This is a genomic window from Leptothrix mechoopdaensis (SeqCode) (assembly GCF_053893855.1).
This window is the reverse complement of the sequence record NZ_CM132699.1, coordinates 2,603,273-2,629,623: the sequence shown is the minus strand read 5'-3', so window position 1 is coordinate 2,629,623 and position 26,351 is coordinate 2,603,273. Positions and strand designations below refer to the sequence as shown.

Below are 26,351 nucleotides of genomic sequence, written 5' to 3'. Positions count from 1 at the left end.
AGGCAGCATGAACGTCAAGCGTTTCGTCGGTCGCAACTCACGCGAGGCGATGCAGAAGGTCCGTCAGGCCTTCGGCGACAACGCCGTGGTGCTGTCGACCAAGCCCTGCACCGAAGGCGTCGAGATCCTGGCCATGCCGCCCGAGAGCGTCGAGCAGATCGAGCGTTTCGGTGAAGGTGTCGCCGCTGGCGTGACCCGCCCGGCGCCGCTGGCTCCGCGCGCCGCTGCCCCGGCCCCTGCCAGCCAGGCCCGCAGCTCGCTGCGTGACCGTGCCGCCCAGCAGGTGCCGCAGCAGCGTCCAGAACAGCCGGTGCAGGACGACGTCGGCCAGCTCGCGATGAGCACGCTGTCGTTCCAGGACTATGTGCGCGAGCGCATGCTCAAGAAGCGCCAGGCCGAGCTGCGCGCCCAGACGATGAAGCCGGTGCCCGTGTCGCCCGAGGCGATCGAGCAGCGGCTGGCCCAGCGCGACGCGCCGGCCGGCCATCTGCCGACCTATGCCGAGCTGGTGTCGCCGCAGTCGGCCACGACCGCCCGCCAGGCCGCGCAGGCCCCTGCCCACGCCCCGCAGGCGGCCGCTCCGTCGCGCCGCAGCCGGCCGGTCCAGCCGCTGCAGGACACCGACATCGGCAGCGGCCTGACCACGCCGGCCGAACTCGACGCGCTGCACGGCAGCGACCGTCGTGGCGGCAGCGCCAGCCGCAGCGGCGCAGCCGATCACGCCATGATGAGCGAGCTGCGCGCGATGAAGGGCCTGATCGAGGAACGCTTCGGCGCGCTGGCCTTCATGGAGCGCCTGCAGAAGAGCCCGAAGCAGGCCCAGCTGACGGCCCGCCTGATCGACTGCGGCTTCTCGCCCGCGCTGATCCGCAAGCTGGTCGACGGCCTCGGTGACGAGGTGGCCGACGAGACCGCCTGGGCCACCGAGATCCTCGAACGCAACCTGGTCACCGGCGAGGCCGATCCGGCCATCGAGGACCAGGGCGGCGTGTTCGCGCTGGTCGGCTCGACCGGCGTGGGCAAGACCACTTCGACGGCCAAGCTGGCCGCCGCCTTCGCGACCCGCCACGGCGCGGCCAACCTCGGCCTGATCACGCTGGACGCCTATCGTCTGGGCGCCCACGAACAGCTGCGCGCCTACGGCCGCATCCTTGGCGTGCCGGTCCACACCGCGCATGACCGTGTCGCGCTGGAAGACCTGCTCGACCTGCTGTCGTCCAAGAAGATGGTGCTGATCGACACCGCCGGCCTGGCCCAGCGCGACTCGCGCACCCGCGAGCTGCTGGAGATGCTGTCGCACCGCTCGATCAAGCGCCTGCTGGTGGTCAACGCCGCCGCGCAGGGCGAGACCATCGAGGACGTGCTGCTGGCCTACAAGGCGACCCAGGCCAAGGGCATCGTGCTGTCCAAGGTCGACGAGGCCGTCAAGCTCGGCCCGGCGCTGGACGCGCTGATCCGCCATCGCCTGAAGGTCGTGGCCGTCGCCAACGGCCAGCGCGTGCCGGAAGACTGGCACCGCCTGACCGCCCATGCGCTGATGCAGCGCGCGCTGCGCAACAGCGGCACGCAGGCCTGGCGCCTCGATGCCAACGACGTCAACCTGCTGTTCGCCACGCCGCCGGCGCCGCCCGCGCCGCGTCGCAGCAGCCGCTCGGCCGCTGCCACGCCGTCCGCCGGCCGCAGTGGCCGCAGCGAGGCCTGAACCCGGGATGCCGCGCACCATGGCCAGCAAGTCCAAGCCCGCTGCTCCGCCGTCGATCGACACGCTGCTCGGCCAGCCGAGCTTCCGTCGCACCCAGCCGGCCGACCAGGCCGACGGCCTGCGCCGGCTGTTCTCGCAGCGCTCGCTGCGGTTCATTCCGGTCGTCTCCAACCCCTTCGTCGCCCACGGCGGCGTGCTGATCGAACGCCTGTGCAGCGCGCTGGAGCTGATGGAGCTGGACACGCTGCTGGTCGACGCCTCCGAGCGCGGTGCGCCGCCCGAGGAGCTGTCGAGCTTCGATCTGGCCGAGGGCATCGAGCCGCTGTCCGCCCGTGTCCATTACCTGGCTGCCCGTGGCCTGCCGGTGCGCTGGGTCGACAGCCGGGGATCGACCCGCGGCTTCCTCGATGCCGTGGTCGATGCCGCGCCGCAGTCGCAGGTCGTGCTGGTGCACGCCAGCGCGGTCGAGATCGCGCGCCTGTTCGGCCGTGGCGACGAGGGCCTGAGCCGGCCCCGCCCGATCGTCCTGTGCGACGACCAGCCCGATGCCATGACCCATGCCTACGCCGCGATGAAGGTGTTTGCCCAGCGCGCCGACTGGCTCAGCCACGACCTGCTGCTGTGCGCGCCGCCCGAGTCGCCGCGTGCCCAGGCCGTCGCCGACCGCCTGTCGCACTGCGCCGACATGTTCCTCGGCGGCGTGCAGCACAGCTGCGTGCGGGTCGACCCGGCCGAGCCGCCGACCGCCGTGCCCACGCGCGGCCTGATGGCGCTGGTCGAGGCCTCACTCCAATCGGCCGCCGTGCTGATGGCCAGCGAGCATGAACACGCCGGCCTGCGCAGCGCGCTGCCCGCCCCCCGCCTGTCGATCAGCTGATCGCGGAGACCCACATGTACACCGCCAAGGGACAACTCGACGTCAACGCGCTGCTCAAGCAGTACAGCCCGCTGGTGCGTCGACTGGCCCACCAGATGATTGCCAAGCTGCCGGCCAACGTCGAGATCGACGACCTGATCCAGGTCGGCATGATCGGCCTGACCGATGCGCTGAGCCGCTTCGACAGCGGCCAGGGCGTGCAGTTCGAGACCTTCGCCACCCAGCGCATCCGCGGCGCCATGCTCGACGAGCTGCGCGGCGCCGACTGGATGAGCCGCGGCAACCGCAAGCACCAGCGCGACATCGAGGGTGCCGTGCACCGCCTCGAACAGCGCCTGGGCCGCACGCCGCAGGAAAGCGAGATCGCCAAGGAGATGGGCGTCACGCTGGCCGAATACCAGGACCTGCTCAACAAGGTGCGCGGCACCCAGCTGATCTACCTGGAAGACATCGGCGGCGACGACGGCGACAACGACTACCTCGACCGCCACGTGGCCGACGAGAGCGGCGACCCGCTGTCGCAGCTCAACGACCACCGGATGCGCCAGGCGCTGGTGGACGCGATCAAGAACCTGCCCGAGCGCGAGCAGTACGTCATGAGCATGTACTACGAGCAGGACATGAACCTCAAGGAGATCGCCGCCGTGCTGGGCGTCACCGAGTCGCGTGTCTGCCAGCTGCACAGCCAGTCGATTGCCCGTCTGCGCGCCAAGCTGCGCGCCTGGTGAACTCGCCCAGGGCCTGAACGAACCCCTCACAGGAGCTTGCCGATGCTGGCCTTTCTCCGCGGGCGCCCGCGTGGCGCCTCGAACGACCCGATCGCCAGCCTGCCGGTCGAGCCCGCGATGCCGACGCTCGAACCCGAACTGATCGGCCGGCTGTCCGGCCAGGCCTCGCAGATCGGCCGCGACGCGGCGCAGGCGCGCGGCGCGATCGAGGACACCCAGAAGGTCGTCGTCCGCCAGGTCGAGGCGCTGAGCGAGCTGAACCGCCAGCTCGAAGCCGTGCAGTCGTCGCAGGAAGCCATCGGCGGCGCCACCCAGGCCAGCCTGACCGCCGTCGCCAACGCCCGCCAGGTCGCCCGCCAGGTCGCCGACGAGGTGGCCGGCATCGTCAACGTGCTCAAGCAGGTGTCCGATGCCGCCGGCGACATCACGCAGATCGCCTTGCAGACCCGGCTGGTCGCCTTCAACGCCTCGGTCGAGGCCAAGCGCGCCGGAGATGCCGGACGCGGCTTCGGCGTCGTCGCCGATGCGGTCAAGGACCTGGCCGGCCGCGTCGAGTCGTCCTCCAAGACCATCATGGGCACGCTCAAGCAACTGGACGAGCGCATCGAGACCTTCTCGCAGGACATCCGCGTCGAGGCCGACCGCAAGCCGACCCGCGGCATCCACCTCGCGTTCGCGCAGGTCGAGGCGGGTGTCGCCCGCATCGACGAGGCGGCGGTCCACAGCCGCAGCACCTGTGCCGCCGTCAGCGACCAGACCCACCGGCTGGGTGACGAGATGCAGGCCGCGATGATCAACCTGGACTCGGCGATGGGTTGCAGCGACCAGTTCCTGAAGCTGTCCGAGAGCCTGATCGACGACCTCGCCGGCAGTGGCATCGAGACCGTCGACACGCCCTACATCCGGGCCGTGCAGGACGCGGCGGCGCGGGTCTCGGCCGCCTTCGAGCAGGCCGTCGCGCAGGGCCGCATCTCGATGGCCGACCTGTTCGACGAGCACTACCAGCCGATCGCGGGCACCAACCCGGCCCAGCATGTCGCGCGCCACACGACGCTGAGCGACGAGCTGCTGCCGGCGATCCAGGAGCCGATGCTGGGCTGGAGCGACAAGGTCGTGTTCTGCATCGCGACCGACCGCAACGGCTATGTCGCGACCCACAACCGCAAGTACTGCCACCCGCAGCGCGGCGACCTGGCCTGGGACACCGCCAACAGCCGCTACCGCCGCATCTTCAACGACCGCACCGGCCTGGCCTCGGGCCGCAACCAGCGACCGTTCCTGCTGCAGACCTACCGCCGCGACATGGGCGGCGGCCAGTACGTGCTGATGAAGGAGGCCAGCGCGCCGATCCAGGTCGGCGGCCGCCACTGGGGCGGGCTGCGGCTGGCGTTCAAGTTCTGAACGATCAAGGTTCGATCAAGGTCGCATTTCTCGACGAGGCAAACGCCCCTTGATCCACAACGATCAGGCTGATCCCGCCGCTTGCGCCTAGCGCGGCCAGCCCAAAGAATGAGAGTTTGCGATTTTTTGCAAGTTGGCATAGAATCGCAAACATGGAATCCGACACGCAGTTTAGAACCCCGGGGCAACTGATCGCCGCCCTCCTCGAGGAGAGGGGCTGGACTAACCGCGTTCTAGCTGTAGTCCTTGAAGCAGATGAGACCGGCGTCAGCAAGCTGATTACCGACAAGAAGGCAGTCACTCCAGAGATCGCGATCTCGCTTGAAGAGGTGTTCGGCGTAGAGGCCGGTCGGTTTTTGGCACTGCAGCGCGACTTCGACTTGGCAAAGGCTCGACTTGTCGCTCGCCCCAATCCAAAGCGCGCCACCCGCGCGCACCTCTTCGGCGGCCTGCCTGTATCGGAAATGATCAAGCGAGGCTGGTTGGATGCCTCAGACGTGCGTGACATGCCAGCGGTTGAGAAGGCTTTGTCCACCTTCTTCGGGGTCGATAGCGTTGAAGAGATCGAGATAATGCCCCACGCCGCAAAGCGTACAGCTGTGTCGGCGGACGCGACACCTGTTCAGCTAGCGTGGCTGTACCGGGTCAAGCAACTCGCCGCAAATATGCTCGTCTCAAACTACACGCATGCTAGTGGGCTGCGGGCGGTTGAACTGCTGAAACCCTTGCTCGCTGCAGCCGAGGAGGCCCGAAAAGTGCCTCGAATCTTGGCTGAGTGCGGCATTAGGTTCGTGATCGTTGAGTCACTGCCATCCGCAAAGATCGATGGTGTTTGCTTGTGGCTCAATGAGAATGCACCGGTGATCGGGCTTTCGATGCGCTTTGACCGAATCGACAACTTCTGGTTCGTGCTGCGACACGAACTCGAACATGTCCTGCGGCAGCACGGCAAGTCTGAAATTACCATCGACACCGATATCGAAGGCGCAAAGTCAGACGAAGCGGTCTCCGAGGAAGAGTTCTTCGCCAACAGTGCGGCAGCAGAGTTCTGCGTGCCCAAAAAGACGATGGACAGCTTCATCGCTCGCAAGGCGCCCACTTTTGCTGACCGCGACATCCTTGGCGTGGCCGCAACTCTCAAGATTCATCCGGGGCTAGTCGCAGGCCAGTTACGCCGGAGAACTGGGCAGTACAACCGCTTCACAAGCCACTTGGTCAAGATCCGATCAATCGTGACACCGGGGGCGGTTGCCGATGGGTGGGGCAATGTTGCCTCGATTGATTTTTAAGCGGAGGTTGTCGTGGCAACGAAGGCACAAGAAATGCACGCCATCATTAAGCGTTACAAGGAGGCTACTGGCCATACCTCCGTTGACATGCACGATGTCGCCAAGTACGCGGCGAACATGGGCTGGCCGCTGCCAAAGCCCAAAACTGCGTTGGATCGATTGGCGGAACAGTTCTCGGCTGCGGCACGTGAAGAGGTGCGACGCGATGAAGTCACAGGCAAGCCGTATCGTGTGAATCTTGCCGTCACGACGTGGCAAGGCAGTCAACAGACCACGCTCTGGACCGACATTGACGACGCCCCGCGCAAGATCGCCCACCGATCGTTCCAACAGCGCCGTGAGCAAATGGTTGGCGACGCGGTGCAACTAACTTTCGATGTGATGCACTGGAACAGGGTCAACGGATCGGAAGAACCAATCATCATGGAAATGGACTTCAACGACGACGTGCAGTGGCGTATTAACAGCCCTGACGACGATGCCAAGGCGGCGTAACCAACCGCTTAGCCCGTCCTTTAAGAGCCCGCCATCGGCGGGCTCTTTTGTATTCGTCGTGTGCCGCCGCTGGCTAGGATCGATCAGAGATCGATCACCAGCCGCGCCGTCTTCGAGCGCGAGCAACACGGCAGGAAGCAGTCGTTGGCGGCCTGTTCCTCGGGCACCAGGTACTGGTCCCGGTGATCGGGGATGCCCGCCAGCACGGATGTCAGGCAGGTGCCGCAGATGCCCTGTTCGCAGGAGCTGGGCAGGTCGACACCGGCCGCGCGCAGCGCCTGCAGCACGGTCACGTCCGCCGCGATCGGGATGACGCGGCCCGAGCTGGCGAGCTCGACCTCGAAGCGGCCTGACGGGTCAGCCGAGCCGGCCGTCTCGGGTGCAACGGCGTTGTCGGCGGGGCGGGAAGGTGAGGGCGTCATGGCGTCACCCCCGGCAACCTGGCCACGAGTTCCGCCTCGACCCGCCGCGCGATCACCTTGCGCGCGTGCACGCCGCCGGCGTCGATGTTGAGCTTGAGCATCTCGCGCTCGGGCCATCTCAGCAGGTTGGCCTGCTGGCGTTCGAGCATCTCCAGGTCCTCGCCGAAGATCTTGCGCTGGCCTTCGCGGATCTGCGCGGTCAGCGCCTCGTCGTCGGGCCGGAAGTTGCGCGCCATGCCCCAGAAGTACCAGATGCTGGTCTCGGTCTCGGGCGTGATGAAGTCGACCACGATGGCCGACGCGCGTTGCGCCAGCGGCGCCGCGCGCCCGCCCTGGCCGGCCAGCGCGACGCCGACCTCGATCATCACGTGGCTGGGCGGGCTGAAGTGGCAGACCTGCCAGCGGTCGACCGGCGCGCTGTCGTCCAGGCCGTGGGCGCGCATCGCCATGCGCCAGAACGGCGGCGCTTGGATCCCGTCCATGAAGCGGGCGGTCGTCGCGGTGTCGCCGTCGACCGTCGTCCGGCACGGCGTCTCGTCGATCTCGGGCTGGCCGATGCTGCCGGCGTGCACGTAGGTCTCGTGTGTCAGGTCCATCAGGTTGTCGATCATCAGCCGGTGGTCGCAGCGCACGTGGTACATCCCGCCGCCGTAGCGCCAGGCCGGGTCGCTGGCCCAGGCCAGCTCGGGGATCAGCGCCGCGTCGGCCTGCGCCGCGTCGCCGGGCCAGACCCAGATGAAGCCGTGGCGCTCGACCACCGGGTAGGTGCGGCAGGCCGGGAAGCCGCGCACGCGCTGGCCCGGCATCGCGACGGTGCGGCCGTCGCAACCCATCGTCAGGCCGTGGTAGCCGCAGACCAGCAGGCCATCGACGACGCGGCCCAGCGACAGCGGCGCGCCCCGGTGCGGGCACCAGTCCTCCAGCGCCACCGGCTGCCCCTGCGCGCCCCGGTGGAAGACGATGCGCTCGCCGCAGACCATCCGGCCGAGCGGCTGGCCGTCGATCTCGTCGGCGCTGGCGGCCACGTACCACGTGTTCCGGATGAACATCCTTCTCTCCTGGATTGGATCCAATCGTGGTTGAATTAGAGCGGTCAAGGTCACGAATGTCAAAGAAGGAAGACCCGATGGATCCAATCGACCGCGATATGCCGGACTTGCCTTCTTCGCTGCCTTCGCCCGACGCGCCGTCATCCGACACCCCGACCGTGGTCGCCGCGCTGCGCCAGAAGATCATCAACGGCGACTACCCGCCCGGCCTGCGCGTGGCCGAGATCCCGGTCGCGCAGGCGCTGGGCGTGTCGCGCACGCCGGTGCGGCTGGCCTTCCGCACGCTGGAGCAGGAGGGCCTGCTGGAGAAGGCCGGCGCGCGCGGCTATGCGGTGCGGGCGATCTCGGAAGCGGACGTGCGCTGCGCGATCGAGGTCCGCGGCGTGCTCGAAGGCCTGGCCGCCCGCCACCTGGCCGAACGTGGCGCCACCGCCGACGAGCTGGCCGTGCTGCAGGCCTGCCTGGACGAGGGCGAGGCGGTGCTCGCCAAGGGCCGGCTGGTGCCCGAGGACATCGGCCGCTGGAGCGCGCTGAACGAGCGTTTCCACCGCACGCTGGTCGAGTCGGGCGCCAGCCGCGTCATCGCCGACGCCATCGCGCGCAACGACCACCTGCCGTTTGCCTCGGCCGACTCGATCGTGATCGACCCGCAGGCGCTCGACCGCGAGTTCCGCAAGCTCCAGCACGCCCAGCTGCAGCACCAGCTGGTGGTCGAGGCGCTGGCGCTGCGCGAGTCGGCGCGGGTCGAGATGCTGATGCGCGAACACGCCTGGGTCGGCTTCCGCTACGGCCGCCACCTCGGGCTCGAAGCCGGTCCGCTGATCGGCGGGCGTTTCGCGCCGCCGGCACCGCCGGGCTGAGGATCGACGAGACTGCCGGCCTTCGTCGCCGTAGCGCCACCTGCCCCGAACCCGTCGCCTGCATGTCCTACCTCTCGCTGATCCTGCTGACCCCGGCGCTGCCGGTCGCCGCGCTGTCGCTGCTCTTCCTGGGCGCCTACGCGGCATCGGTCCACCCGTTCCAGTCGCTGATGGCGATCCAGCAGTTCGGCCTGTCGCCGTCGGCCTACTCGGGCGTGCTGGTGCTGGCCTCGGCGGTGGCGGTGACGGCCTCGGTGCTGCTGGGCATGCTGGGCGACCGGCATGCGAACCGGCGGATGCTGGCGATCCTGACCTCGTCGGTCGGCACCTTCGGCCTCGGCCTGATGGTGGTGGCGCCCGGGCCGGTCACCTTCGTGTTCTGCCACGGCTTCGCCGTGCCGGTGACGGCGGCGCTGGCCGGCCAGTACTACGCGCTGGCGCGGCTGGCGCTGTCGCACCGGCCGGAGGCGCGCACGGCGGTGCTGTCGGCGCTGCGGGCCTGCATGTCGCTGACCTTCCTGCTGGCGATGCTGGTCTGGAAGCTGTTCCTCGGCGGCGGCGGTGCGCTGCTGCACGTCTACTGGGGCGCCTTCGCCGTCAGCGCGGCGACCACGCTGGCGCTGGTGCTGCGCTGGCCGCGCGACGGCGAGACGCACTGGGAGGACGCGCCGTCGGGCCTCAACTGGGGGCAGGCCTTCCGCGAGATCCTGCGCAAGCCGGTGATGGTGCGGCTGGCGATGATGGGCTCGGTCAGCTCGGTGCCGATGCTCTACACCTCGCTGCTGCCGCTGATCTTCGCGGCCACGCCGGAGCGCAACCCGGGCGATTCGGCGCTCTACATGGGCATCGTCGCGGGCTGGGAAGTGCCGGTGATGCTGACGCTGCCGATGTGGGGGCGCGGCTTCAGCCGCTCGCGCCTGCTGGTGGCCGGCGGGCTGCTCTACAGCCTGCACCTGGTGCTGCTGCAGGGCGCGGCGGCGTCGCCGCTGGTCTGGGGCCTGACCTTCATGGGCGGCGCGACCGGGGCGCTGATCTTCAGCCTGCAGATCACCTACCTGCAGGACCTGCTGCACGAACGCCCGGGCACGGCCGGCGCGCTGCTGGCGATCCAGAAGCTGTTCGGCGACCTGCTGGCCTCGGCCGTGTTCGCGCTCGGCGCCCAGTTCGGCAGCTTCCACACCACCGCGCTGATCGGCGGGGCGGTCGGCTGCCTGGGTGCGCTCGGGCTGCTGGTGGCCGACCGGCACGCCGAGCCGTCGTCGCCGCCGCCGAAGCCGGCCGACTGAATCCGTCCACGGCCATCAGGTTTTCGAGCCTTCGCGCCGCGCGAAGGCACAATTGCCGACCCCCGATGGGCCCGGCGGTGCCTGCGTGCGACGATGACGTCCCGCCGCTGACCGGGGTCCCGGACAGCCTTCCATGCGCTTCGATCTCGTCACGCTCAACCTCGTGCTGGCCATCGCCGAAACCCGCAGCATCACCCGCGGCGCGCAGCGCGAGCATCTCGCGCTGGCCGCGGCGAGCAAGCGCCTGAGCGACCTGGAGTCGCGCCTGGGCGTGCAGCTGTTCGAGCGCCGCGCGCGCGGCATCGAGCCGACCTCGGCGGGCCAGGCGCTGGTGCGCCACGTCCGCTCGCTGCACGCCAGCCTGAACGCGCTGGAGGACGAGGTGGCCGAATACGCCCACGGCCTGCGCGGCACGCTGCGGGTGGTGGCGAACTCGTCGGCCATCGCCGAATGCCTGCCACCCGATCTGGCCGCCTTCTCGCAGGCCCATCCGGGCGTGCAGGTCAGCCTGGAGGACGAGACCAGCACGCAGGTGCAGCGCGCGGTGCTGCAAGGCCAGGCCGACGTCGGCATCTTCGTGCCGCCGGTGATCGAGAGCGGCCTGCAGACCCGCCTGTACCGCCACGGCGAGCTGACCGTGATCGCGCCGAAGGCCCACCCGCTGGCGCGCCGCACGGCGCTGAAGCTGGCCGAACTGCTCGACGTCGACTTCGTCGGCCTGCATGTCGGTGCAGCGGCGCAGGACATCATCCTGGCCGAGGCCGCCGCGCAGGGCCGCAGCCTGAAGGCGCGGCTGCAGGTGCGCGGCTTCGACGCCATCGCGCAGCTGGTCGCCGCCGGCCTGGGCGTGGCGATCATCCCGACCGGTGTCGCGCAGCGGCTGTCGCGCTCGTGCGCGATCGGGCTGGTCGCGCTCGACGAGCCGTGGGCGCGCCGCGACTACCTGATCGCGGTGCGCGCGCAGGAAGTCCTGCCCGTCGTCACGCGCCGCTTCGTCGACCTGCTGTGCCAGGGCGCGCCGACGCCGTCCGGGCCCGCCGGCAACGTGTCCCCATCCCCTTCATCCCCCGCCCCCTGAACCGCCCGACTGGAGTCGCCATGACCGGACGCACCCTCTACGACAAGCTGTGGGACGAACACGTCGTCCACACCGAGGAAGACGGCACTGCCGTGCTGTACATCGACCGCCACCTGGTCCATGAGGTGACCAGCCCGCAGGCCTTCGAAGGGCTGCGGCTGGCCGGCCGCAAGGTCTGGCGCGTCAGCTCGGTGGTCGCCACGGCCGACCACAACACGCCGACCACCGGCTGGGAGCTGGGCTACGACGGCATCGCCGACCCGATCAGCAAGCTGCAGATCCAGACGCTGGACAGCAACATCCGCGAGTTCGGCGCGGCGGCGTATTTCCCGTTCATGGACCAGCGCCAGGGCATCGTGCACGTCATCGGCCCCGAGAACGGCGCGACGCTGCCGGGCATGACCGTCGTCTGCGGTGACAGCCACACCAGCACGCACGGCGCGTTCGGCGCGCTGGCGCACGGCATCGGCACCAGCGAGGTCGAGCACGTCATGGCCACGCAGACGCTGCTGGCCAAGAAGGCGAAGAACATGCTGGTCAAGGTCGAGGGCCGACTCTCGCCGGGCCTGACCGCCAAGGACATCGTGCTGGCCATCATCGGCCGCATCGGCACGGCCGGCGGCACCGGCTACACGATCGAGTTCGGCGGCAGCGCCATCCGCGCGCTCAGCATGGAAGGCCGCATGACGGTCTGCAACATGGCGATCGAGGCGGGCGCACGCGCCGGCCTGGTCGCCGTCGACGACACCACGCTGGCCTACGTCAAGGGCCGCCCGTTCGCGCCCAAGGGCGTCGAGTGGGATCAGGCCGTGAGCCACTGGCGCACGCTGCACAGCGATGCCGATGCAGTGTTCGACGCGGTGGTCGAGCTCGACGCCGCCCAGATCCGCCCGCAGGTCACCTGGGGCACCAGCCCGGAGATGGTGCTGGCGATCGACGAGCGCGTGCCCGATCCCGACAAGGAGAAGGACGACGTCAAGCGTTCGGCCATCGAGCGGGCGCTGACCTACATGGGGCTGGAGCCGAACAAGGCGATTGCCGACGTGCGCATCGACAAGGTCTTCATCGGCTCTTGCACCAACAGCCGCATCGAGGACATCCGCGAGGCCGCCGCCGTCGTGCGCCGCATCGGCGGGCGCGTGGCGTCCAACGTCAAGCTGGCGCTGGTCGTGCCGGGCTCGGGCCTGGTCAAGGCGCAGGCCGAATCGGAAGGCCTGCACGAGGTCTTCCGCGCCGCCGGCTTCGAATGGCGCGAGCCGGGTTGTTCGATGTGCCTGGCGATGAACGCCGACCGGCTGGAGCCGGGCGAGCGTTGCGCCTCCACCAGCAACCGCAACTTCGAGGGCCGTCAGGGCAACGGTGGGCGCACCCACCTGGTCAGCCCGGCGATGGCCGCCGCTGCCGCCATGAACGGCCATTTCGTCGACATCCGTCGCATCGCCTGATCCGCCGCGAGGACCCACATGCAAGCCTTCACAGTGCTCAAGGGCCTGGTCGCCCCGATGGACCGCGCCAACGTCGACACCGACGCGATCATCCCCAAGCAGTTCCTCAAGTCGATCGCCCGCACCGGCTTCGGCCCCAACCTGTTCGACGAGTGGCGCTACCTGGACAAGGGCGAGCCCGGCCAGGATCCGGCCAGCCGCAAGCCGAACCCGGACTTCGTGCTGAACCAGTCGCGCTACCAGGGCGCCTCGGTGCTGCTGGCGCGCGAGAACTTCGGCTGCGGCTCCAGCCGCGAACACGCGCCGTGGGCGCTGGAGCAGTACGGCTTCCGCGCCATCATCGCGACGAGCTACGCCGACATCTTCTTCAACAACTGCTTCAAGAACGGCCTGCTGCCGATCGTGCTGCCGGAGTCGGTCGTGGCCCGGCTGTTCGACGAGGTCCACGGCTTCGTCGGCTACCAGCTGACGATCGACCTGCCGCGCCAGGTGGTGGTCAAGCCCGACGGCACCGAGATCGCCTTCGACGTGCAGCCCTTCCGCAAGTACTGCCTGATCAACGGCTACGACGACATCGGCCTGACCCTGCGCCACGCCGACAAGATCCGCAGCTACGAGGCCGAGCGGCTGGCCCGCATGCCCTGGCTGGCGCAGCGCTCGCTGTGAGCGCGGCGGCACCCGCATCCCACTTCAACGTCTGAAAGCATCCCCATGAAGATTGCCATCCTGCCGGGCGACGGCATCGGCACCGAGATCGTCGCCGAGGCGGTCAAGGTCCTGAACGTGCTCGACCTGAGCTTCGAGATGGAGACCGCGCTGGTCGGCGGTGCCGCCTACGAGGCGCATGGCCACCCGCTGCCCGAGTCGACGCTGAACCTGGCCAAGGCGGCCGACGCGGTGCTGTTCGGCGCCGTCGGCGACTGGAAGTACGACAAGCTCGAACGTGCGCTGCGGCCGGAGCAGGCCATCCTGGGCCTGCGCAAGAACCTGGGCCTGTTCGCCAACTTCCGTCCGGCGATCTGCTACGAGCAGCTCACCCACGCGTCGAGCCTGAAGCCGGAACTGGTCGCGGGGCTGGACATCCTGATCATCCGCGAGCTGACCGGCGACATCTACTTCGGCCAGCCGCGCGGCCGCCGCACCGCCGTCGACGGCCTGTTCCCGGGCGCCGAGGAAGCCTTCGACACGATGCGCTACAGCCGCCCCGAGGTCGAGCGCATCGCCCACGTCGCCTTCCAGGCCGCGCGCCGCCGCAACAAGCGCGTCACCAGCGTCGACAAGGCCAACGTGCTCGAGACCTTCCAGTTCTGGAAGGACATCATGATCGAGGTCGGCCAGCAGTACCCGGACGTCGCGCTGGACCACATGTACGTCGACAACGCGGCGATGCAGCTGGTCAAGGCGCCGAAGAAGTTCGACGTGGTCGTCACCGGCAACATGTTCGGCGACATCCTGTCGGACGAGGCGGCGATGCTGACCGGCTCGATCGGCATGCTGCCGTCGGCCTCGCTGAACGACCGCAACCAGGGACTGTATGAACCCAGCCACGGCAGCGCGCCGGACATCGCCGGTCAGGGTGTTGCAAACCCGCTGGCTACAATCTTGTCCGCTGCCATGATGCTCCGCTACTCCCTCAACCAGCCCGAAGCCGCCGACCGGATCGAATCCGCCGTCAGTGCGGTGCTGTCCGCCGGTCTGCGCACCGGCGACATCTGGTCCGAAGGCACGCAGCGGGTCGGCACGCGCGAGATGGGTGACGCGGTCGTCGCGGCCCTGGTCGGACAGACCGGCGGCAAAACCATCACCACGATTACCAAGAGCTAGTCAGCTCCGGATCGTCTCGCCCCCACACCTGGACCCCGGCGAAGCGAGCCGGGGAACACGGGGGTCCGGACACACCACTGAAAGGCGATACACATGGCACTCGTAGGATTGGTCGGCTGGCGCGGCATGGTCGGCTCCGTCTTGATGGACCGCATGCAGGCCGAAGGCGACTTCGACCTGTTCGAGCCGATGTTCTTCTCGACCAGCAACGCCGGCGGCGCGGCCCCGTCGATGGCGAAGAACGAGACGAAGCTGCAGGACGCGTTCGACATCGACGCGCTCAAGCGCTGCGAGATCATCATCACGGCGCAAGGCGGCGACTACACCTCCGAGGTGTTCCCGAAGCTGCGCGCGGCGGGCTGGAACGGCCACTGGATCGACGCGGCCTCGACGCTGCGGATGAAGGACGACGCCGTCATCATCCTCGACCCGGTCAACATGCCGGTCATCAAGGACGCGCTGGCCAAGGGCGGCCGCAACTGGGTCGGCGGCAACTGCACCGTCAGCTGCATGCTGATGGGCGTGGGCGCGCTCTACAAGGCCGGTCTGGTCGAGTGGATGAGCACGCAGACCTACCAGGCGGCGTCGGGCGGCGGTGCGCAGCACATGCGCGAGCTGCTGACGCAGTTCGGCACGCTCAACAGCGAAGTGCGTTCGCTGCTGGACGATCCGAAGAGCGCCATCCTCGAGATCGATCGCAAGATCATCGCCAGGCAGCGTTCGCTGACCGATGCCGAGACCGCCAACTTCGGCGTGCCGCTGGGCGGCTCGCTGATCCCGTGGATCGACAAGGACCTGGGCAACGGCACCTCCCGCGAAGAGTGGAAGGGCATGGCCGAGACCAACAAGATCCTGGGCCAGGGCGAAGGCTTCAGTGCGCCCGCGGTGCCGGTCGACGGCTTCTGCGTGCGCATCGGCGCGATGCGCTGCCACAGCCAGGCGCTGACCTTCAAGCTCAAGCGCGACGTGCCGCTGGCCGACATCGAGGCCATGATCGCCGCCGACAACGCCTGGGTGAAGGTGGTGCCCAATACCCGCGAGGCCACCGTCCGTGACCTGACGCCGGTGGCGGTGACCGGCACGCTGACGATTCCGGTCGGCCGGCTGCGCAAGATGGCGATGGGCCCCGAGTATCTCGGCGCCTTCACGATCGGCGACCAGCTGCTGTGGGGCGCGGCCGAGCCGCTGCGCCGCATGCTGCGCATCCTGCTGGACGCCTGACGCGCGTTCCTGCTCTCGCGGATATACCCGGGCGCTGCAACGGCGCACCGGGCCGCGAGATACCCGTGTCAGGACGGGATAGAACCGTCGTTGTCGACCGGCAACGGCGGTTACAACAACCTGCACATTCCTCGATACCCTGCAGAACATCAGGCAGTGCATGAGCTTGTCTTTGTATCTTCTTGATGTTATTGTGTTTTCAGGATTTTTGAGATGTCTGTCCAGGGTCTGTCCCGAGGCGCTTGAATCCTGAAACTACGTTCGTTTGACGCACTTTTGCTCGACCTGAAGCGTCGGTTTGTGCGCAAGCCAAGCTGGGGCATGGGAGAAGCCTTGAAAACCGATATGTCTGGCGCTGGTCGCATGGCTCTGAAGCAGGTGGCGGCCGCGGTCGCCTTGACCGCATTGCTCGCGGGCAGCCCTTCTGCATGGGCGCTGAGCCTGGGCCGTCTGACCGTGCAATCCGCGCTCGGCGAAGGGCTGCGGGCCGAGATCGACGTCACCAGCCTGACGCCTGAAGAGGCTTCGAACCTGCGCGTGCGCATCGCACCGCCGGATGCCTACCGGATCGCCGGTGTCGACTACAACCCGGTGCTGCCGCAGACGTCCGTCGCGTTGCAGCGCCGGCCGGACGGCTCCGCCTTCCTGCGGATCTCGAGCAATCAGTCGGTGCAGGAGCCGTTCGTCGACGTGATCCTCGAACTGTCCTGGTCGAGTGGCCGTCTGCTGCGCGAATACACGCTGCTGTTCGATCCGCCGGCCACCGCGAAGGCACCTTCCGCGCCGGCGCCCGCCGTCGCAGCGGCTCCGCCGGTTCCGGCTCCCGCGCCTGCGCCGGTCGCCGCTGCACCCGTTCCCGCTCCTGTCCCGGCACCCGCCGTGGCGGCGGCGCCGGCTGCGGAGCCTGCGCCCGCCCCGGCCGTCGAGGCGGCTCCGACCGCGCCCGCAGCTGCGCTGGGCAAGGGCGACCTCGCCGTTCGTGGCAAGTCCAAGGCCAAGGCTGAGAAGCCCGAGAAGCCCGAGAAGGTCGAGGCACCGGCCGCGCCCGCGCCGGCCGCTTCCGATGTGGCCGCGACCGAACTCAAGGTCCGCCCGGGTGACACGCTGTCGTCGATCGCCCGCAAGGTGCAGCCCTCCGGCGTGTCGCTCGACCAGATGCTGGTCGGCCTCTACCAGGGCAACCCGCAGGCCTTCGTCGGCAACAACATGAACCGCCTGCGTTCGGGCGTGATCCTGAACGTGCCGGCCGGCGAGCAGCTGAACGCGATCGACGCGCAGGAAGCCCGTCGCGTGATCGTGGCCCAGAGCGCCGACTTCAACGCCTACCGCCAGAAGCTGGCCAGCGTCGTCCCGGCCCCGGCTGGCGATGCCGCACCGGCGCGACAGGGCAGTGGCAAGGTCACCGCCGAGGTCCAGGACCAGAAGCAGCCGGCGGCCGCCCAGCAGGATCGCCTCAAGCTCGACAAGGGCAAGGCTGTGGCCGGCAAGACGCCCGCCGTGTCGCCCGAGGACAAGATCGCCGCCGACCGCGCCGCCAAGGAGGCGAGTGCCCGTGCCAGCGAACTGGCCCGCAACGTCGAGGACCTGAAGAAGCTGCAGGCCGCGTCCGCGTCGACGGCCGCCGCGCCGGCACCGACGCCTGCGGTGGCCTCCGCACCGGCCTTGCCCGCGCCGACCCTGCCGGTCGCCAAGGCGCCTGAGCCCGCGCCGGCTCCTGCACCCGAGCCGACGGCTGCGTCCGCTCCGGTCGTCGTGGCGGCCGCCTCGTCGTCCGCTGCCGCCGATGCCGCCCTGGCTGCGGCTTCCGCCGCGATGTCCGGCGTTGGCGAAGCCGCCAGTGCTGCAGCTTCGGCTGCGCCGCCGGCCCCGCCGATGGCCGAGGAGCCGTCGCTGCTCGACACCCTGTCCGAGAACCCCTGGGTCCTGCCGGGCGCCGGTGTGGTGATCGCGCTGCTGGTCGGTCTGGGTTACTACCGCCTGCGCGGTCGCAACAAGGAAGACGCCGGCGTGACCTCCTTCCTGGAGAGCCGCCTGCAGCCCGACTCGTTCTTCGGTGCGAGCGGTGGCCAGCGCGTCGACACGCGTGACGCCTCGGGTGCGCCGTCGTCGATGAGCTACTCGCTCAGCCAGATCGATGCCATCGGCGATGTCGACCCGGTCGCCGAGGCCGATGTCTACCTCGCGTATGGCCGCGACCTGCAGGCCGAGGAGATCCTGAAGGAGGCGATGCGCGCCAACCCGGATCGCCTCGCCATTCGCACCAAGCTGCTGGAGGTCTACGCCAAGCGCCGCGACACCAAGGGCTATGAACTGCTGGCCGGCGAGCTCTACGGCCTGACCGGCGGTCAGGGCGAGGACTGGACCCGCGCGCAGGAGCTGGGTCGCTCGATCGATCCGGACAATCCGCTGTACGAGCCGGGCGGTGCGCCGGGCATCGGCAGCACGGCGGAAGCCGGTGGTGGCGAGCCGCTGGGCGCCAGCACGATGCCGCAGTCGATCGTGCCGTCGCCGTCGCGCTTCGAGCACAGCGTGCCCGACCTCGACCTGAGCGCCGATCCGCTGGGCACCCCCAGCGCGGCGGTGGACCTCGACATCTCGGTCCCGGCCGCGATGGACGATCCGAGGCCCGGCACGTCGGTGTCGAACACCTTCCCGAGCGTGCCCTCGTCGTTCGGCAGTGCGCCGTCCTCGTTCGACAGCCGTCCGGCGACGGGCGACTTCCAGGGCAGTGCCAGCCTGGACTTCGAGCTCGATGACGTGCCGCGCAACAAGCCGGCCGCCTCGCCGAGCCCGACGATCGACCTGGCCGACCTGTCGCTCGACCTCGATGCGCCGCAGAGCCGCCCGGGTTCGATCCCGGCCCCGCTGAACGTCGAGGCCTATGACAGTGGCGTGGGCGACGACGGTTCCGACCCGCTGGCCCGCAAGCTGGAACTGGCCGAGGAGTTCAACCAGATCGGCGACTTCGAGGGCGCTCGCGACCTGCTGCAGGAAGTGATCGACAACGCCGACGGCACGCTGCGGGCCAAGGCCCAGGCCATGCTGGACAAGCTGGGTTGATCGGCCGATGACCTCGTCACCGCGATGACCATGCCGACCAGGGGCTCGGTGCCGTGCGCGTCGCGCTCGGCCTGAGCTACCGGGGCACCGCCTACAAGGGCTGGCAGAGCCAGCCGGGCGGTGGCACGGTGCAGGATGCGCTCGAAGCGGCCCTCGGCCGCTTCGCCGCTTGTGAGGTCCGCACCGTCTGCGCGGGCCGGACCGACGCGGGCGTGCACGCGCTCAACCAAGTCGTCCACCTCGACACCGACCGCGTGCGCGAGGACTACTCCTGGGTCCGCGGCACCAACACCTTCCTGCCTGACGACATCGCGGTGCAGTGGTGCCGGCACGTGCCGGATCACTTCCATGCGCGCAACGGGGCGCGCGGCCGGCGTTATGCCTACCTGCTGCTGGAGTCGCCGGTGCGGCCCGCGATCGAGGCCGGCCGGCTCGGCTGGACCTTCCGGCCGCTGGACGGCCATCGTCTGCGCGCGGCGGCCGACCTGCTGATCGGCGAACACGACTTCTCGGCCTTCCGCTCGTCGGAGTGCCAGGCGCTGTCGCCGGTCAAGCAGCTGCGCGAGATCACGATCCGGCGCCAGGGCGCGATCTGGCGGCTGGAGTTCGAGGGCTCGGCCTTCCTGCACCACATGGTCCGCAACATCATGGGCTGCCTGATCATGGTGGCCAGCGGGCGGCGCGAACCGGGCTGGCTGGCCGACGTGCTGGCCTCGCGCGACCGCAAGCTCGCTGCGCCGACCTTCATGCCCGACGGGTTGCATTTCCTGGGCCCGCGATACGATGCCGGGTTCGGCCTGCCCGAGCGCACGCCGCCCTTCGATGCCTTGCCGGCGGACACCGCCGTGCTGTCCTTCTGACCCGCCTGCCGCCGCTTGCCCGGTGGTCTTTCCTGCCGATGTCCAAGCCGCCCTTTGCCCGCACCCGCATCAAGATCTGCGGCCTGACCCGGCCCGAAGATGTCGATGCCGCCGTGGCGGCCGGTGCCGACGCCATCGGCTTCGTCTTCTACGCCCGCAGTCCGCGCGCCGTGACGGTCGAGCAGGCCGCCGAGCTGGCACGCCGTCTGCCGCCTTTCGTGACGCCGGTTGGCCTGTTCGTCAACGCCACGCCCGACGAGATCGCCCGCGCCTGCGCGCACATCCCCACCTTGCTGCTGCAGTTCCACGGCGACGAGACGGCGTCGCAGTGCGATGCCGCAGGACGACCCTACCTGCGCGCCGCGCGGGTCTCGCATGGGTTCGACTTGTTAAACTTCGCGCGCACTTTTCCCGCTGCCCAGGCCCTGCTCCTGGACGCCCATGTCGAGGGATACGGGGGAGGTGGAAAGGTCTTCGATTGGTCGCTCATTCCCGCCGACGTCCCCGCTCCGGTCGTTTTGTCTGGTGGGTTGAGTCCTGCAAACGTGATCGATGGGATCGCCCGCGTCCGGCCCTGTGCCGTTGACGTCAGCTCCGGCGTCGAGGTGGGCAAGGGCATCAAGGACCCTGTCCTGATGCGCCGCTTCTGCGACGCGGTCCGCGAGGCCGATGCCCGGCTCGCTGCCACCCCGCCGACCGTCTGACACATCCGGCCTGATCCCCTTCCGGAGCGCCCGCGTCGGCGCTCCTACCGGTCCCCGCCGTGCCCGCCGTGGCGCGGCCCTTCCGCGAGAGACACACCATGTTCGATTACCAGCAACCCGATGCCCGCGGGCACTTCGGGATCTACGGCGGCAGCTTCGTCGCCGAGACGCTCAGCCAGGCCATCGAGGAACTGCGCGCCGCCTACGACCACTACAAGGACGATCCCGAGTTCAAGGCCGAATACCGCCGCGAGCTGGCCCATTTCGTCGGCCGCCCGAGCCCGGTCTACCACGCCGACCGGCTGAGCCGCGAGATCGGCGGGGCGCAGATCTTCCTGAAGCGCGAGGACTTGAACCACACCGGCGCGCACAAGGTCAACAACACCATCGGCCAGGCGCTGCTGGCCAAGCGCATGGGCAAGCCGCGTGTCATCGCCGAGACCGGCGCCGGCCAGCACGGCGTGGCCACTGCGACGATCTGCGCGCGTTACGGCCTCGAATGCGTGGTCTACATGGGCAGCGAGGACGTCAAGCGCCAGAGCCCGAACGTCTACCGCATGCACCTGCTGGGCGCGCGTGTCGTGCCGGTGGAGTCCGGCAGCAAGACGCTGAAGGACGCGCTGAACGAGGCCATGCGCGACTGGGTTACCAACGTCGAGAACACCTTCTACATCATCGGCACCGTGGCCGGCCCACACCCGTATCCGGCGATGGTGCGCGACTTCCAGCGTGTCATCGGCGACGAGTGCCTGGTGCAGATGCCCGAGATGATCGGCCGCCAGCCCGATGCGGTGATCGCCTGTGTCGGCGGTGGCAGCAACGCGATGGGCATCTTCTACCCCTACATCCCGCACGAGCAGGTCCGCCTGATCGGCGTCGAGGCGGCGGGCGAGGGCCTGGAATCGGGCCGGCACTCGGCCTCGCTGCAGCGTGGCGCGCCGGGCGTGTTGCACGGCAACCGCACCTACGTGCTGCAGGACGCCGATGGCCAGATCACCGAGACGCATTCGGTCTCGGCCGGCCTGGACTACCCCGGCGTCGGCCCCGAGCACGCCTACCTGAAGGACATCGGCCGGGCCGAGTACGTCGGCATCACCGATGCCGAGGCGCTCAGCGCCTTCCATCGCCTGTGCCGCACCGAGGGCATCATCCCGGCGCTCGAATCGAGCCACGCGGTCGCCCATGCGATGAAGCTGGCCGCGACGATGCGGCCCGACCAGCACATCCTGGTCAACCTGTCCGGCCGTGGCGACAAGGACATCGGCACCGTCGCCGACCTGTCGGGTGCCGACTTCTACTGTCGACCGTCCTGTCGCGGCCAGTCCGTCAAGGGCCAGGGTGCCGCCGACCAGGTCATCGAGTTCAGCCGCGCGAGTGGATCGACGACCGGAACGACTTCTGGAGCCGCCCGATGAACCGCATCGCCGCCACCTTCGAGCGCCTGCGTGCGCAAGGCCGCAAGGCCCTGATTCCCTACGTCACCGCCGGTGATCCGTTCGCCGACGTCACGGTCGACCTGATGCACGGCATGGCCGCCGCCGGCGCCGACGTGATCGAGCTGGGCGTGCCGTTCTCGGACCCGATGGCCGACGGCCCGGTGATCCAGCGCGCCAGCGAACGCGCGCTGGCACGGGGCATCACGACCGCCCGCGTGCTGGACATGGTGCGCGAGTTCCGCCAGCGCGATGCCGTCACGCCGGTCGTGCTGATGGGCTACGCCAACCCGATCGAGCGTTACGGCCAGGACCGCTTCGTCGACGACGCCCGCGCCGCCGGTGTCGACGGCGTGCTGGTGGTCGACTACCCGCCGCAGGAATGCGAGGCCTTCGCGACCCGGCTGCGCGCGTCCGGCATGGACCCGATCTTCCTGCTCGCCCCGACCTCGACCGACGCCCGCATGGCCGACGTCGGCCGCATCGCCACCGGCTACGTCTACTACGTGTCGCTCAAGGGCGTGACCGGCGCCGGCAACCTCGACACCGACGCGGTCGCCGCGATGGTCCCGCGCATCCGCGAGCACGTGCGCGTGCCGGTGGGGGTGGGCTTCGGCATTCGCGACGCCCAGACGGCGATCGCCGTCGCCCGGGTCTCGGATGCCGTCGTGATCGGTTCCCGTATCATCCAATTGATCCAGGACGCCCCGCGCGAGCAGGTCGTTTCAGCCGCCTCCGGCTTCATCGCCGAGATCCGCGCGGCGCTGGATTCCCTCCAAATTCCGCCAGGAGCAAGCGCATGAGTTGGCTCGACAAGCTGCTGCCGCCGAGGATCCAGCAGACCAATCCGACCGAGCGCCGCTCGGTGCCCGAGGGTCTGTGGGTCAAGTGCCCGTCCTGCGAGACGGTGCTCTACAACACCGACCTGGAGCAGAACGTCAACGTCTGCCCGAAGTGCTCGCACCACCACCGCATCGACGCCCGCGCCCGTCTGGACGCCTTCCTCGATGCCGAGGGCCGCTACGAGGTCGGCCAGGAGGTCGTGCCGGTCGACCCGCTGAAGTTCAAGGACAGCAAGAAGTACCCCGACCGCATCAAGGAAGCGATGGAGGCCACCGGCGAGACCGATGCCCTGATCGTCATGGGCGGCTCGGTGATGAGCATCCCGCTGGTCGCCGCCTGCTTCGAGTTCGACTTCATGGGCGGCTCGATGGGTTCGGTGGTCGGCGAGCGTTTCGTGCGCGGCGTCGAGACCGCGATCGAGCAGAAGGTGCCGTTCGTCTGCTTCACCGCCACAGGCGGCGCGCGCATGCAGGAAGGCCTGCTGTCGCTGATGCAGATGGCCAAGACCAATGCCGCTCTGACGCGCCTGGCCAAGGCGAAGCTGCCCTACGTCAGCGTGCTGACCGACCCGACGATGGGCGGCGTCTCGGCCAGCTTCGCCTTCGTGGGCGACGTCGTGATGGCCGAGCCCAAGGCGCTGATCGGCTTCGCCGGTCCGCGCGTGATCGAGAACACCGTGCGCGAGAAGCTGCCTGAAGGCTTCCAGCGCAGCGAGTTCCTGGTCGAGAAGGGTGCGCTGGACATGATCGTCGACCGCCGCCAGCTGCGTCCGACCATCGCCCGCGTGCTGGCGATGCTGCAGCGCCAGAGCGCCGACGCGGTCGCCTGAGCTTGAACCGGGCCGGCCCCACGGCCGGCACGCATCGGGGGCGTCGCGAGGCGCCCCTGTCCATTTGGGCGGTCTGTCCCGATACCGCCGTCCCGGAGCCTTCCTGCCGATGTACCGCACCCTTGCCGAGTGGCTGTCGCACTGCGAACGCCTGCACCCGCGCACGATCGACCTGACGCTCGAACGCGTCGCCAGCGTCGCCCGCCGCATGGACCTGCGCTTCGACGTGCCGGTCTTCACCGTGGCCGGTACCAACGGCAAGGGTTCGACCTGCGCGATGCTGGAGGCGATCCTGACGCAGGCCGGCTACCGCGTCGGCGTCTACACCTCGCCGCATCTGGTGCATTTCGAGGAGCGCCTGCGCGTCAACGGCGAGATCGTCCGGGCCGATGCGCTGCTGGCCGACTTCGAGGCCGTCGAGGCGGCCCGCGAAGGCGGCTCGCTGACCTACTTCGAGTTCACCACGCTGGCCTTGCTGCGCCACCTGTCGGCGCTGCCGCTCGATGCGGTCGTGCTCGAGGTCGGCCTCGGCGGCCGGCTGGACGCGGTCAACGTGATCGACGCCGACTGCGCCGTCATCACCAGCATCGACCTGGACCACATGGAGTTCCTCGGGCCCGACCGCGAGTTGATCGGGCGCGAGAAGGCCGGCGTGATGCGCGCCGGCCGCCCGGCCATCGTCTCCGACCCGCAGCCGCCGGCCAGCCTGCTGGCCCACGCGGCCGACCTGGGCGTCGACCTGTGGTGCTTCGGCCGCGACTTCAACTACGCGGGCGATCGCCAGCAGTGGTCCTGGAGCGGTCGGGGCCGGCGCTACAACGCCATGGCCTACCCGGCGCTGCGGGGCGCCAACCAGCTGCTCAACGCTTCCGGCGTGCTGGCTGCGCTGGACGCCATGCGCTCGCGACTGCCGGTGCCGGCTCAGGCGGTCCGCAACGGTCTGGCGATGGTCGAGCTGCCCGGTCGGTTCCAGATCGTGCCGGGCCAGCCGACGCTGGTGCTGGACGTCGCGCACAACCCGCACGCCGCGGCCGTGCTGGCGCGCAACCTCGACCAGATGGCCTATCACCCGCGCACCCATGTCGTGCTGGGTGCGATGGCCGACAAGGACCTGGCCGGCCTGATCCAGCCGCTGCTGCCGCTGGTCGACCAGTGGCATTGCGCCGACCTGCCGACGCCGCGTGCGGCACCGGCGGCCGAGCTGGCCCGGGTCGTCGAAGCGGCGCGGGCGGCGCATCCGGCCGGCTCGGCGCCGTTGCCGGCGGTCACCATTTCCTGTCATCCCGACCCGTCCAGCGCCCTGGCGGCGGCCATCGCCGGCGCGGACCCGGCAGATAGAATCGTCTGCTTCGGTTCCTTCTACACCGTGGGTGGCGTGATCGAGGCCGGACTGCCGCGGCTGGGCAGCGCGCACCTCGGGTGAACCGAGGTCCGAGTCCGATGCCCGCCGGCGACCGGACCTGCGCCTGCGCCAGGCCGATCACGACGATCGACGACCGTTCCAACCCGACGCCGACGCATCGCGTCGGACCACCCGGACCCTCCGCCTGATGCGTCTGCCTTCCTTCCTTCAGCGACCGCAAGACGCCCGTTCGGGCGCCGTTCCCGGCCACGGACGTGGCGCCGTGCCGCAGGACGATGCCGCCGTCGAGCAGCTGCGCGTTCGCGCCCGCCGACGCCTGATCGGCGCCGCCGTGCTGGTCGTGCTGGCCGTCGTGCTGCTGCCGATGGTGTTCGAGTCCAAGCCCCGGCCCGTCAGCGGTCCGGTGACCGTCGAAGGGGCGCGCCAGGACGGTCAGCCGGGCACCGTCGCGGTCGTGCAGCCGACGCCCGCGAACACGACGACACCGGCCACGCCGCCGGCACCGGTGGCGCCCGCTGCGCCGACCCCCGCACCGACCCCCGCACCGGTCGCACCCGTCGCGGCAGAGCCGGCGCCGGTCCCGCCACCGCCGCCCGCACCGGTCGAGCCGACACCGCCGAAGCCGGTCGTCAAGCCTGTCGAGAAACCTACCGAAAAGCCGGCCGAGAAGCCTTCCGAAAAGCCTCCCACCAAGCCGCCCGTCAAGCCGGTCGAGAAACCGGTCGAGAAGCCGGTCGAGAAGCCGGTCGAGAAGCCCGCCCCCAAACCCGAGCCGCCCAAGGCCGACGGTGCCCACTTCGTGGTCCAGGTCGGTGCCTTCGCCGAGGCGAATGCGGTGCGCGAGACCCGGGCGAAGCTGGACAAGCTGGGTCTGCGTTCGAGCGTGCAGACCGTCGAGACGCCCGGCGGCACCCGTACACGCGTGCGGGTCGGCCCCTATGCCTCGCGCGAGGAGGCCGACAAGGCCGCTGCCCAGCTGCGCGCCGCCGGCCTGCCCGGCATGATCGTGCCGCAATGAGGCCCGCCCGATGACGCTGGACGCCTCGTGGGTCGACATCGGCGCAGTCGTGATCCTGGCGCTGTCGGTGCTGCTCGGTCTGCTGCGCGGGCTGGTGCACGAGGTGCTGTCGGTGCTCGGCTGGCTGGTCGCCTGGCTGCTGGCCCGTTCGGCCGCCTTGCCGGTCGGCGACTGGCTGGGCTGGGCGCCGCCGGGGTCCAGCCTGCGCGTGGGCATCGGCTTCGTGCTGACCTTAGCGCTGGCGATGCTGGTCTGGCGCATCCTGTCCTGGCTGCTGTCGCAGATCATCAAGGCCAGCGTGCTGGCACCGGTCGACCGCGTGCTGGGGGGGCTGTTCGGGATGCTGCGCGGCGCGCTGATCGTCGTGCTGCTGGTGACGCTGGCCGGCTTCACGCCGCTGGCGCGCAAGCCGTTCTGGCGCGAATCGGTCTCGGTGACGGCCGCCCAGGCCGCACTGGCCGGCGTCAAGCCCTATCTGCCGGACGACTGGACCCAGCCTTCGGGCCGGCGCGTGACGCCTTGAGCGTGGACAATACGGGTTGTCCCGCAGCGGCTGGCCCTCGA

Annotated in this window: 23 protein-coding genes and 1 pseudogene; 22 read left to right on the top strand and 2 right to left on the bottom strand. The window is 69.5% G+C overall.

Going from position 1 to position 26,351, the window contains the following annotated elements; all coding sequences use genetic code 11:
* Positions 1–7 precede the first annotated feature (7 nt).
* The 6 genes from flhF (at position 8) to ACWA7K_RS11450 (ending at position 6,492) form a co-directional block, all read left to right on the top strand.
* A complete protein-coding gene (gene flhF, locus ACWA7K_RS11475; RefSeq protein WP_456161517.1) occupies positions 8–1,702 on the top strand; it encodes a flagellar biosynthesis protein FlhF in 1,695 nt (564 codons plus the stop codon).
* 7 nt (positions 1,703–1,709) lie between these two features.
* Complete coding sequence (locus tag ACWA7K_RS11470; RefSeq protein ID WP_456161515.1) at positions 1,710–2,579, top strand: flagellar biosynthesis protein; 870 nt, start codon at positions 1,710–1,712, stop codon at positions 2,577–2,579.
* A 14-nt stretch (positions 2,580–2,593) separates the two neighbouring features.
* Complete coding sequence (locus ACWA7K_RS11465; protein WP_456161514.1) at positions 2,594–3,307, top strand: RNA polymerase sigma factor FliA; 714 nt, start codon at positions 2,594–2,596, stop codon at positions 3,305–3,307.
* A 42-nt stretch (positions 3,308–3,349) separates the two neighbouring features.
* Positions 3,350–4,708, top strand: coding sequence for a methyl-accepting chemotaxis protein (locus tag ACWA7K_RS11460; RefSeq protein WP_456161513.1), 1,359 nt, complete (start codon positions 3,350–3,352; stop codon positions 4,706–4,708).
* Between the two features lie 152 nt (positions 4,709–4,860).
* Positions 4,861–5,997, top strand: coding sequence for an ImmA/IrrE family metallo-endopeptidase (locus ACWA7K_RS11455; RefSeq protein ID WP_456168630.1), 1,137 nt, complete (start codon positions 4,861–4,863; stop codon positions 5,995–5,997).
* A gap of 12 nt (positions 5,998–6,009) precedes the next feature.
* A complete protein-coding gene (locus tag ACWA7K_RS11450) occupies positions 6,010–6,492 on the top strand; it encodes a hypothetical protein (RefSeq protein WP_456168628.1) in 483 nt (160 codons plus the stop codon).
* Positions 6,493–6,575: 83 nt separating this feature from the next.
* On the opposite strand, the pseudogene ACWA7K_RS11445 reads toward ACWA7K_RS11450, so the two are convergent.
* Positions 6,576–6,854, bottom strand: a pseudogene (locus ACWA7K_RS11445) (2Fe-2S iron-sulfur cluster-binding protein); the annotation flags it as partial.
* Between the two features lie 56 nt (positions 6,855–6,910).
* On the bottom strand, positions 6,911–7,963 hold the full coding sequence (locus tag ACWA7K_RS11440) for an aromatic ring-hydroxylating dioxygenase subunit alpha (RefSeq protein WP_456168626.1): 1,053 nt from the start codon (positions 7,961–7,963) through the stop codon (positions 6,911–6,913).
* A 77-nt stretch (positions 7,964–8,040) separates the two neighbouring features.
* Between ACWA7K_RS11440 and ACWA7K_RS11435 the strand changes: the two genes are divergently transcribed.
* The 16 genes from ACWA7K_RS11435 to ACWA7K_RS11360 all read left to right on the top strand — a co-directional run bounded on the left by ACWA7K_RS11435 (position 8,041) and on the right by ACWA7K_RS11360 (position 26,310).
* Complete coding sequence (locus tag ACWA7K_RS11435) at positions 8,041–8,823, top strand: GntR family transcriptional regulator (protein ID WP_456168624.1); 783 nt, start codon at positions 8,041–8,043, stop codon at positions 8,821–8,823.
* Positions 8,824–8,885: 62 nt separating this feature from the next.
* On the top strand, positions 8,886–10,109 hold the full coding sequence (locus ACWA7K_RS11430) for a hypothetical protein (protein ID WP_456168622.1): 1,224 nt from the start codon (positions 8,886–8,888) through the stop codon (positions 10,107–10,109).
* 133 nt (positions 10,110–10,242) lie between these two features.
* Positions 10,243–11,187: a LysR family transcriptional regulator gene (locus ACWA7K_RS11425; protein WP_456168620.1), complete on the top strand. Its 945-nt coding sequence runs from the start codon at positions 10,243–10,245 to the stop codon at positions 11,185–11,187.
* Between the two features lie 20 nt (positions 11,188–11,207).
* Positions 11,208–12,632 carry a 3-isopropylmalate dehydratase large subunit gene (gene leuC / locus ACWA7K_RS11420; protein WP_456168618.1) on the top strand — a complete coding sequence of 475 codons (1,425 nt, stop codon included), beginning with the start codon at positions 11,208–11,210 and terminating at the stop codon, positions 12,630–12,632.
* Between the two features lie 18 nt (positions 12,633–12,650).
* Positions 12,651–13,298 (top strand): 3-isopropylmalate dehydratase small subunit, encoded by a 648-nt coding sequence (gene leuD / locus ACWA7K_RS11415; protein ID WP_456168616.1) that lies wholly within the window; start codon positions 12,651–12,653, stop codon positions 13,296–13,298.
* A 45-nt stretch (positions 13,299–13,343) separates the two neighbouring features.
* The gene (gene leuB / locus ACWA7K_RS11410) at positions 13,344–14,456 is read left to right on the top strand and encodes a 3-isopropylmalate dehydrogenase (protein ID WP_456168614.1); all 1,113 of its coding nucleotides are present in this window, start codon (positions 13,344–13,346) and stop codon (positions 14,454–14,456) included.
* 93 nt (positions 14,457–14,549) lie between these two features.
* The gene (gene asd, locus ACWA7K_RS11405; protein ID WP_456168612.1) at positions 14,550–15,677 is read left to right on the top strand and encodes an aspartate-semialdehyde dehydrogenase; all 1,128 of its coding nucleotides are present in this window, start codon (positions 14,550–14,552) and stop codon (positions 15,675–15,677) included.
* Between the two features lie 363 nt (positions 15,678–16,040).
* On the top strand, positions 16,041–18,737 hold the full coding sequence (locus tag ACWA7K_RS11400; RefSeq protein ID WP_456210112.1) for a FimV/HubP family polar landmark protein: 2,697 nt from the start codon (positions 16,041–16,043) through the stop codon (positions 18,735–18,737).
* A gap of 53 nt (positions 18,738–18,790) precedes the next feature.
* Positions 18,791–19,597 (top strand): tRNA pseudouridine(38-40) synthase TruA, encoded by an 807-nt coding sequence (truA, locus tag ACWA7K_RS11395; protein WP_456168606.1) that lies wholly within the window; start codon positions 18,791–18,793, stop codon positions 19,595–19,597.
* A gap of 38 nt (positions 19,598–19,635) precedes the next feature.
* Complete coding sequence (locus ACWA7K_RS11390) at positions 19,636–20,301, top strand: phosphoribosylanthranilate isomerase (RefSeq protein ID WP_456168604.1); 666 nt, start codon at positions 19,636–19,638, stop codon at positions 20,299–20,301.
* Positions 20,302–20,399: 98 nt separating this feature from the next.
* Complete coding sequence (gene trpB / locus ACWA7K_RS11385) at positions 20,400–21,716, top strand: tryptophan synthase subunit beta (RefSeq protein WP_456168602.1); 1,317 nt, start codon at positions 20,400–20,402, stop codon at positions 21,714–21,716.
* Positions 21,713–22,537 (top strand): tryptophan synthase subunit alpha, encoded by an 825-nt coding sequence (trpA, locus tag ACWA7K_RS11380; RefSeq protein WP_456168600.1) that lies wholly within the window; start codon positions 21,713–21,715, stop codon positions 22,535–22,537. The genes trpB and trpA overlap by 4 nt, the downstream gene beginning before the upstream one ends.
* Complete coding sequence (accD, locus tag ACWA7K_RS11375) at positions 22,534–23,406, top strand: acetyl-CoA carboxylase, carboxyltransferase subunit beta (protein WP_456168598.1); 873 nt, start codon at positions 22,534–22,536, stop codon at positions 23,404–23,406. The genes trpA and accD overlap by 4 nt, the downstream gene beginning before the upstream one ends.
* A 109-nt stretch (positions 23,407–23,515) precedes the next feature.
* On the top strand, positions 23,516–24,829 hold the full coding sequence (gene folC / locus ACWA7K_RS11370; RefSeq protein WP_456168596.1) for a bifunctional tetrahydrofolate synthase/dihydrofolate synthase: 1,314 nt from the start codon (positions 23,516–23,518) through the stop codon (positions 24,827–24,829).
* A gap of 127 nt (positions 24,830–24,956) precedes the next feature.
* A complete protein-coding gene (locus ACWA7K_RS11365) occupies positions 24,957–25,787 on the top strand; it encodes an SPOR domain-containing protein (RefSeq protein ID WP_456168594.1) in 831 nt (276 codons plus the stop codon).
* A gap of 10 nt (positions 25,788–25,797) precedes the next feature.
* Positions 25,798–26,310: a CvpA family protein gene (locus ACWA7K_RS11360; protein WP_456168592.1), complete on the top strand. Its 513-nt coding sequence runs from the start codon at positions 25,798–25,800 to the stop codon at positions 26,308–26,310.
* Positions 26,311–26,351 lie beyond the last annotated feature (41 nt).